This is a genomic window from Coxiella-like endosymbiont of Rhipicephalus sanguineus, assembly GCF_018687865.1.
Genome location: NZ_NIQB01000028.1, coordinates 1 through 3,300, shown reverse-complemented (window position 1 = coordinate 3,300; position 3,300 = coordinate 1). Strand labels below are relative to the sequence as shown.

Here is a 3,300-nt window from a genome sequence, read left to right as displayed (position 1 = left end):
TTTTTTTGGGGTGTTCCTGATAAGGTAGTAGGTTTTTTTTATTGAGTTTTTTTAGTTTATAAAGCTACCCGTTTCGCGAGTACATTAAATTTTATTTTTTCTCTTGAGGATAAAAATGACTCTTCTAGGTATTTAAAAAATTGGAATTATTATTAAATGATTTTAATTTTGGGTTAGAAATAAAAAATGGAAACGGTTCAGGAAGCTGTGGAGGAATTTTTGAAGCACGTCAAGAACCATTGGCCCAATTTACCCCAAAAAAAGAATAGAAAGAATTTTGTAAGGTATTTTTTCTCTAATTGGGAAGATACTTTGTCTTTCATTGTCGATAGTTATTACCTTAAATTGGCTGCCAGCTGTTCAGGGGATTGAAACTTTTACCCAAATCCAGAAATAGGGTCTAGGGTCGGACCATCATTATCAAAATATATCTTCAATCATGCTGGGGCAACGCTCCTCACCATTTTCTTTTATAGAAAGAATATTAATGAATTCCTCGAACAGCTGATGAAAACAATTATTTCTATTTTACAAAACCTTAGAAAAAGAAGTTATTGGAGTGCGAAAAAATATTTTTCTCACAACCATAGCTGGGGCCTCAAGCTATTTCTCAGACCTTAGTTTCAAACTTATTGCAGAGACGTCGTTGCAAGACGGATATCTTTCTTATTCGGACAATTTAGCAAATATCATACTGGGCAGGTGTGTTAACGGCTGTAGTTTTGATGTTATGGTCTCATTTGAAATTTTTAAATAATCAGAGCATTCAAGAGCAAGTTGATACTAATACAATTGAGCGTGTAGATTTACGTGTTGCTAAATCGTTTTTAGCTAACAATAATTTTCGTTTATTTCCTAATAATAAGTCGAATAATATTGAGTCATGAGATGTACCGGATTTTCAAGAGCATTTAATTCTACAAATTTAAATTTTTGATTTACTATTTTTTATTACAATGAAAGAATTAATAATTAATTATTTTCCTGAATAATTTATTCGGGATGCTAATTAACTACAAGCACGGAGCAATGGTTCCCAATTTATCTTTTGTAGGGAGATGAGGGGAGATAGCAAGAAATGTTAAGTTTTATTTTATTAGGGTAAGTAAAAATGATAGCGTTGAAAGGACACTTGCACCGCAATCTTTTAATGAATTATTTTGTTTCTCTAACTAATAATTCTGCCTATCTACTCAATCCTTTTGGAATTATGTTCCAACAGTGGATGTCGACACTTTGTGTAAATTCCCGTCAAAAATTCATCTTCTTGAAATAAACTGACAGCTCTTGGAATTTTTAGTTAAAAATTATAGCCTAAAAAGTAAAAATGTGATTATTCTCGGCAAGCCATATTCTACTTATCCGGTGGTTGTGGAACAACTTGAAAAAAAGTGGATTTCATATCATTCCATTACCGCCACTTCTTCGATGGGGCGGTATCGACGAAGTCATAGGTACGGCAGCACGGCATGCTTAGGATAAGACATTATCATTTTTATAATCCAATTTCCGCTAGAGAGAAAAAACCGATTCTTTTAATTTTTAATGATGTAAGGACTACCTTAGCCCCTTGTATGCTCAGTGAAGTATTCAAATTATCCGAATTCGTCATTGGCGCTCAATTGACCGCCTCTGGCGATGAATCTAAGACATATCCTTATCCTATTTTCAATGGGGAATATCCTCACAAGTGGTTCGGATCGCTTTCGAAAGAGTGAAAAAAACAATCGAACGTGAAGTACTTTCGGTAATGAATGGTAGGAAGCCAATTATTTGCGTGGCTGGATTTGGTGAGATGAGGAAACGATTTGCTTTAGAGATAGCAAAGAATTTAGAGATAGCAAAGAAATATAAAGTCCTGGTGTATGATACGAAGCCAGAGCTTATGATTGAGTTATTTTCTGGGATTACTTAAGTTAAGTAGTCTTTCTAATTTGTTTGCGCGTTCAACGATTGTGGTTGGGTGTACTTCAAAAGATATTACTAAGTCTAATGCTGTGTAGGAGGTTGTTCAGTATAGTCAAACATCTAAATGGCTTTTTAGTTTGTCTTCAGGAGATAAAGAATTTTTATCGATTTTAAAATTAATACAAACTTTTTACTAAAGGCTATGGCGTTATCCCAAAGGATATTCATGCAGACGTTGCAATGATAAATGAATCAGATACCCGGATAGTAGTCAAAAATGGTGGTAATCCCATCAATTTCCGTGGTGAAAAGGCTATGCACAGTGTGTCCCCTCAAGGAATATTGTTGGGGTTGATTGGATTAAGCTTCCTTCAAGCTAAAGCACTTGCTAATGCGGGGATAACGTACGCTGACGAAATCATGATCTGTCTGTATGGCCAAACTGAACTTTTATACGATCACATATGAAGAAATTAAGACTCAGAGTTGGCGCAAAAGTTTGCAAGACAATCGGAAAATGAAATAAAAGCTGCAATATTTCGTTTTGTTATGGAAAATCTAAAAGGGATTTTTATTGAATCGTCTGAACTGACAGCCTCTTCGAGAACTATCTCTCCAATGGGACATTAATATTAAAAATACTATAAAGAAAATAGGGAAATGAAAGAATTTTTAGGAAAAAATATTTAAGGTGCTTTTTGGATAAGAAAAAATATCGAGATTTTTCAGTGAAATGTAGTGGTTTACATTCCTGGAAGCCTCCATTGGAAAGATCATCAAGGCCGATATTTGGGCTGTAATGATTTTATGGTGAAAACCTCTGGCTTACGGTCCACTCCAGAACTTATTGGTAAAACCAATTACGATTTTTGGGGTGATATTGCCAAAGTTATCATGGAAAATGACCGTTACGTAATGGAAACAGGAAAAATTAAACATTACGAAGAAACTGTGACAATTCCCAGTAGTAAAATCTTATATTTCACGGGTGTTAAAATGCCACTTAGGGATGAAAATGATCAAATTGTTAGGGTGATTAGCAATTATCTAGGATATTACGGAATTAAAAAAAAATTTAGGAAAAATTAAAAGAAGCTAAAGAAAAAGAAGAAGCTGCTAATCGTGCCAAATCAATTTTTTTAGCTAATATGAGTCATGATTTAAAAATTCCCTTGAGTGGTATTATCAGTATAGCTAAAAATTTAAGTTATAGATTAAGCGAACCAAGAGACAAAAAACATCGATTACATTATGTAATCAGGCAAACAATTATTAGAGTTATTAAATGGCATTATTGACATTGCTAAAACTGAACAGCATCAACTTCCAGATTAAGAAGTAGATTTTAGTCCTAAGTTATTGTTAAATGAATTGATCTAACTCATGATACCT

5 protein-coding genes are annotated in these 3,300 nt (G+C 33.7%); all 5 read left to right on the top strand.

The annotated features are described in order from the left end of the window. Positions 1-140 precede the first annotated feature (140 nt). On the top strand, positions 141-269 hold the full coding sequence (locus B1F79_RS06295; RefSeq protein WP_285896363.1) for a hypothetical protein: 129 nt from the start codon (positions 141-143) through the stop codon (positions 267-269). Positions 270-1,714: 1,445 nt separating this feature from the next. Continuing rightward, positions 1,715-1,915: a hypothetical protein gene (locus tag B1F79_RS02165; RefSeq protein ID WP_251365812.1), complete on the top strand. Its 201-nt coding sequence runs from the start codon at positions 1,715-1,717 to the stop codon at positions 1,913-1,915. A 233-nt stretch (positions 1,916-2,148) separates the two neighbouring features. Further along, on the top strand, positions 2,149-2,376 hold the full coding sequence (locus B1F79_RS02160) for a hypothetical protein (protein WP_251365811.1): 228 nt from the start codon (positions 2,149-2,151) through the stop codon (positions 2,374-2,376). Positions 2,377-2,646: 270 nt separating this feature from the next. Next, entirely contained in the window at positions 2,647-2,997 is a 351-nt protein-coding gene (locus B1F79_RS02155; RefSeq protein ID WP_251365810.1) for a PAS domain-containing protein, read from the top strand. 44 nt (positions 2,998-3,041) lie between these two features. After that, positions 3,042-3,206 carry a histidine kinase dimerization/phospho-acceptor domain-containing protein gene (locus tag B1F79_RS06810; RefSeq protein ID WP_372443104.1) on the top strand — a complete coding sequence of 55 codons (165 nt, stop codon included), beginning with the start codon at positions 3,042-3,044 and terminating at the stop codon, positions 3,204-3,206. Positions 3,207-3,300 lie beyond the last annotated feature (94 nt).